Annotated in this window: 2 tRNA genes and 3 rRNA genes; all 5 read left to right on the plus strand. The window is 51.4% G+C overall.

From position 1 onward, the window contains the following. Positions 1-385: 385 nt before the first annotated feature. The 5 genes from QMX96_RS26380 (at position 386) to rrf (ending at position 5,535) form a co-directional block, all read left to right on the plus strand. A 16S ribosomal RNA gene (locus tag QMX96_RS26380) occupies positions 386-1,922 on the plus strand. Between the two features lie 84 nt (positions 1,923-2,006). After that, positions 2,007-2,083: transfer RNA gene (locus QMX96_RS26385), tRNA-Ile, on the plus strand. A 7-nt stretch (positions 2,084-2,090) separates the two neighbouring features. Beyond that, a tRNA-Ala gene (locus QMX96_RS26390) sits at positions 2,091-2,166 on the plus strand. Positions 2,167-2,390: 224 nt separating this feature from the next. Then, a 23S ribosomal RNA gene (locus QMX96_RS26395) occupies positions 2,391-5,281 on the plus strand. A gap of 138 nt (positions 5,282-5,419) precedes the next feature. After that, positions 5,420-5,535, plus strand: a 5S ribosomal RNA gene (gene rrf, locus QMX96_RS26400). The 16S, 23S and 5S rRNA genes sit together here with 2 tRNA genes alongside, the layout of an rRNA operon. Positions 5,536-5,584: the final 49 nt, after the last annotated feature.

The following is a 5,584-nucleotide window of genomic DNA, read 5'->3' on the forward strand; positions in this document are numbered from 1 at the left end:
TCAGGCTGGAGGTGCTTCGATCGAAAGATCGGCAGCGGTGAAAAAGGTGGTTGACAGCAGGTTGTAACGCTGTAGAATTCGCCTCCCGCTACGAGAGATCGAAGCGAGTCAAGTGTTTGAAGTGAAACGAAAAACTTCAAAATAAACGCTTGACAGACTCTGAGGAAAGCGTAGAATGCGCGCCTCGGTTGAGACGAAAAGTTCTTGACCAACCGCTCTTTAACAACTGAATCAAGCAATTCGTGTGGGTGCTTGTGAGCTCAGACTGATAGTCAGAAAGATTATCAGCATCACAAGTGACTGCACGAAAATCGAAAGATTTGAAAGTAAGTCATTTGAGAATGCTGAGCCAAGTTTAGGGTTTTCTCAAAACCCAAGCAGTATTGAACTGAAGAGTTTGATCATGGCTCAGATTGAACGCTGGCGGCAGGCCTAACACATGCAAGTCGAGCGGATGAGAAGAGCTTGCTCTTCGATTCAGCGGCGGACGGGTGAGTAATACCTAGGAATCTGCCTGGTAGTGGGGGACAACGTTTCGAAAGGAACGCTAATACCGCATACGTCCTACGGGAGAAAGCAGGGGACCTTCGGGCCTTGCGCTATCAGATGAGCCTAGGTCGGATTAGCTAGTTGGTGAGGTAATGGCTCACCAAGGCTACGATCCGTAACTGGTCTGAGAGGATGATCAGTCACACTGGAACTGAGACACGGTCCAGACTCCTACGGGAGGCAGCAGTGGGGAATATTGGACAATGGGCGAAAGCCTGATCCAGCCATGCCGCGTGTGTGAAGAAGGTCTTCGGATTGTAAAGCACTTTAAGTTGGGAGGAAGGGCAGTAAGCGAATACCTTGCTGTTTTGACGTTACCGACAGAATAAGCACCGGCTAACTCTGTGCCAGCAGCCGCGGTAATACAGAGGGTGCAAGCGTTAATCGGAATTACTGGGCGTAAAGCGCGCGTAGGTGGTTCGTTAAGTTGGATGTGAAATCCCCGGGCTCAACCTGGGAACTGCATCCAAAACTGGCGAGCTAGAGTAGGGCAGAGGGTGGTGGAATTTCCTGTGTAGCGGTGAAATGCGTAGATATAGGAAGGAACACCAGTGGCGAAGGCGACCACCTGGGCTCATACTGACACTGAGGTGCGAAAGCGTGGGGAGCAAACAGGATTAGATACCCTGGTAGTCCACGCCGTAAACGATGTCAACTAGCCGTTGGAATCCTTGAGATTTTAGTGGCGCAGCTAACGCATTAAGTTGACCGCCTGGGGAGTACGGCCGCAAGGTTAAAACTCAAATGAATTGACGGGGGCCCGCACAAGCGGTGGAGCATGTGGTTTAATTCGAAGCAACGCGAAGAACCTTACCAGGCCTTGACATCCAATGAACTTTCCAGAGATGGATTGGTGCCTTCGGGAACATTGAGACAGGTGCTGCATGGCTGTCGTCAGCTCGTGTCGTGAGATGTTGGGTTAAGTCCCGTAACGAGCGCAACCCTTGTCCTTAGTTACCAGCACGTTATGGTGGGCACTCTAAGGAGACTGCCGGTGACAAACCGGAGGAAGGTGGGGATGACGTCAAGTCATCATGGCCCTTACGGCCTGGGCTACACACGTGCTACAATGGTCGGTACAGAGGGTCGCCAAGCCGCGAGGTGGAGCTAATCTCACAAAACCGATCGTAGTCCGGATCGCAGTCTGCAACTCGACTGCGTGAAGTCGGAATCGCTAGTAATCGCGAATCAGAATGTCGCGGTGAATACGTTCCCGGGCCTTGTACACACCGCCCGTCACACCATGGGAGTGGGTTGCACCAGAAGTAGCTAGTCTAACCTTCGGGAGGACGGTTACCACGGTGTGATTCATGACTGGGGTGAAGTCGTAACAAGGTAGCCGTAGGGGAACCTGCGGCTGGATCACCTCCTTAATCGACGACATCAGCTGTCTCATAAGCTCCCACACGAATTGCTTGATTCATTGAAGAAGACGATTAGGTTAGCAACCTTCGATTGGGTCTGTAGCTCAGTTGGTTAGAGCGCACCCCTGATAAGGGTGAGGTCGGCAGTTCGAATCTGCCCAGACCCACCAATTTGCTGGGGCCATAGCTCAGCTGGGAGAGCGCCTGCCTTGCACGCAGGAGGTCAGCGGTTCGATCCCGCTTGGCTCCACCACCCCGCTTGCTAGTTTGTCAAAGCTTAGAAATGAATATTCGCCTCGAATATTGATTTCTGAACTTTATCAGAATCGTTCTTTAAAAATTTGGGTATGTGATAGAAAGATAGACTGGACAGCACTTTCACTGGTGTGTGTTCAGGCTAAGGTAAAATTTGTGAGTAATTACAAGTTTTCGGCGAATGTTGTCTTCACAGTATAACCAGATTGCTTGGGGTTATATGGTCAAGTGAAGAAGCGCATACGGTGGATGCCTTGGCAGTCAGAGGCGATGAAAGACGTGGTAGCCTGCGATAAGCTTCGGGGAGTCGGCAAACAGACTTTGATCCGGAGATCTCTGAATGGGGGAACCCACCTGGCATAAGTCAGGTATCTTGTACTGAATACATAGGTGCAAGAGGCGAACCAGGGGAACTGAAACATCTAAGTACCCTGAGGAAAAGAAATCAACCGAGATTCCCTTAGTAGTGGCGAGCGAACGGGGACTAGCCCTTAAGTGGCTTTGAGATTAGCGGAACGCTCTGGAAAGTGCGGCCATAGTGGGTGATAGCCCTGTACGCGAAAATCTCTTAGTCATGAAATCGAGTAGGACGGAGCACGAGAAACTTTGTCTGAATATGGGGGGACCATCCTCCAAGGCTAAATACTACTGACTGACCGATAGTGAACCAGTACCGTGAGGGAAAGGCGAAAAGAACCCCGGAGAGGGGAGTGAAATAGATCCTGAAACCGTATGCGTACAAGCAGTGGGAGCCTACTTTGTTAGGTGACTGCGTACCTTTTGTATAATGGGTCAGCGACTTATATTCAGTGGCGAGCTTAACCGAATAGGGGAGGCGTAGCGAAAGCGAGTCTTAATAGGGCGTTTAGTCGCTGGGTATAGACCCGAAACCGGGCGATCTATCCATGGGCAGGTTGAAGGTTAGGTAACACTGACTGGAGGACCGAACCGACTACCGTTGAAAAGTTAGCGGATGACCTGTGGATCGGAGTGAAAGGCTAATCAAGCTCGGAGATAGCTGGTTCTCCTCGAAAGCTATTTAGGTAGCGCCTCATGTATCACTGTAGGGGGTAGAGCACTGTTTCGGCTAGGGGGTCATCCCGACTTACCAAACCGATGCAAACTCCGAATACCTACAAGTGCCGAGCATGGGAGACACACGGCGGGTGCTAACGTCCGTCGTGAAAAGGGAAACAACCCAGACCGTCAGCTAAGGTCCCAAAGTTATGGTTAAGTGGGAAACGATGTGGGAAGGCTTAGACAGCTAGGAGGTTGGCTTAGAAGCAGCCACCCTTTAAAGAAAGCGTAATAGCTCACTAGTCGAGTCGGCCTGCGCGGAAGATGTAACGGGGCTCAAACCATACACCGAAGCTACGGGTATCACTTAGGTGATGCGGTAGAGGAGCGTTCTGTAAGCCTGTGAAGGTGAGTTGAGAAGCTTGCTGGAGGTATCAGAAGTGCGAATGCTGACATGAGTAACGACAATGGGAGTGAAAAACTCCCACGCCGAAAGACCAAGGTTTCCTGCGCAACGTTAATCGACGCAGGGTTAGTCGGTCCCTAAGGCGAGGCTGAAAAGCGTAGTCGATGGAAAACAGGTTAATATTCCTGTACTTCTGGTTATTGCGATGGAGGGACGGAGAAGGCTAGGCCAGCTTGGCGTTGGTTGTCCAAGTTTAAGGTGGTAGGCTGAGATCTTAGGTAAATCCGGGATCTTAAGGCCGAGAGCTGATGACGAGTTGCCATTAGGCGACGAAGTGGTTGATGCCATGCTTCCAAGAAAAGCTTCTAAGCTTCAGGTAACCAGGAACCGTACCCCAAACCGACACAGGTGGTTGGGTAGAGAATACCAAGGCGCTTGAGAGAACTCGGGTGAAGGAACTAGGCAAAATGGCACCGTAACTTCGGGAGAAGGTGCGCCGGTGAGGGTGAAGGACTTGCTCCGTAAGCTCATGCCGGTCGAAGATACCAGGCCGCTGCGACTGTTTATTAAAAACACAGCACTCTGCAAACACGAAAGTGGACGTATAGGGTGTGACGCCTGCCCGGTGCCGGAAGGTTAATTGATGGGGTTAGCTAACGCGAAGCTCTTGATCGAAGCCCCGGTAAACGGCGGCCGTAACTATAACGGTCCTAAGGTAGCGAAATTCCTTGTCGGGTAAGTTCCGACCTGCACGAATGGCGTAACGATGGCGGCGCTGTCTCCACCCGAGACTCAGTGAAATTGAAATCGCTGTGAAGATGCAGTGTATCCGCGGCTAGACGGAAAGACCCCGTGAACCTTTACTATAGCTTTGCACTGGACTTTGAATTTGCTTGTGTAGGATAGGTGGGAGGCTTTGAAGCGTGGACGCCAGTCTGCGTGGAGCCATCCTTGAAATACCACCCTGGCAACTTTGAGGTTCTAACTCAGGTCCGTTATCCGGATCGAGGACAGTGTATGGTGGGTAGTTTGACTGGGGCGGTCTCCTCCTAAAGAGTAACGGAGGAGTACGAAGGTGCGCTCAGACCGGTCGGAAATCGGTCGTAGAGTATAAAGGCAAAAGCGCGCTTGACTGCGAGACAGACACGTCGAGCAGGTACGAAAGTAGGTCTTAGTGATCCGGTGGTTCTGTATGGAAGGGCCATCGCTCAACGGATAAAAGGTACTCCGGGGATAACAGGCTGATACCGCCCAAGAGTTCATATCGACGGCGGTGTTTGGCACCTCGATGTCGGCTCATCACATCCTGGGGCTGAAGCCGGTCCCAAGGGTATGGCTGTTCGCCATTTAAAGTGGTACGCGAGCTGGGTTTAGAACGTCGTGAGACAGTTCGGTCCCTATCTGCCGTGGACGTTTGAGATTTGAGAGGGGCTGCTCCTAGTACGAGAGGACCGGAGTGGACGAACCTCTGGTGTTCCGGTTGTCACGCCAGTGGCATTGCCGGGTAGCTATGTTCGGAAGAGATAACCGCTGAAAGCATCTAAGCGGGAAACTTGCCTCAAGATGAGATCTCACTGGAGCCTTGAGCTCCCTGAAGGGCCGTCGAAGACTACGACGTTGATAGGTTGGGTGTGTAAGCGCTGTGAGGCGTTGAGCTAACCAATACTAATTGCCCGTGAGGCTTGACCATATAACACCCAAGCAATTTGCGTCGAACGACCAGATTGCGGTGTTGTGAAGACACAGTAAGCCGAAGATTTGTAACTCACAAACATCACATACCCGATTCGCTGGAGTGTCTGAACAAGACCTTCTGGCAACAGAATTTCTTGACGACCATAGAGCATTGGAACCACCTGATCCCATCCCGAACTCAGTAGTGAAACGATGCATCGCCGATGGTAGTGTGGGGTTTCCCCATGTGAGAGTAGGTCATCGTCAAGATTAAATTCCGAAACCCCTATCTGCATCTGCAGGTAGGGGTTTTGTCTTT

Source organism: Pseudomonas sp. PS01300 (genome assembly GCF_029960155.1).
In the GTDB taxonomy this organism is placed as follows: Bacteria; Pseudomonadota; Gammaproteobacteria; order Pseudomonadales; family Pseudomonadaceae; genus Aquipseudomonas; species Aquipseudomonas palmensis.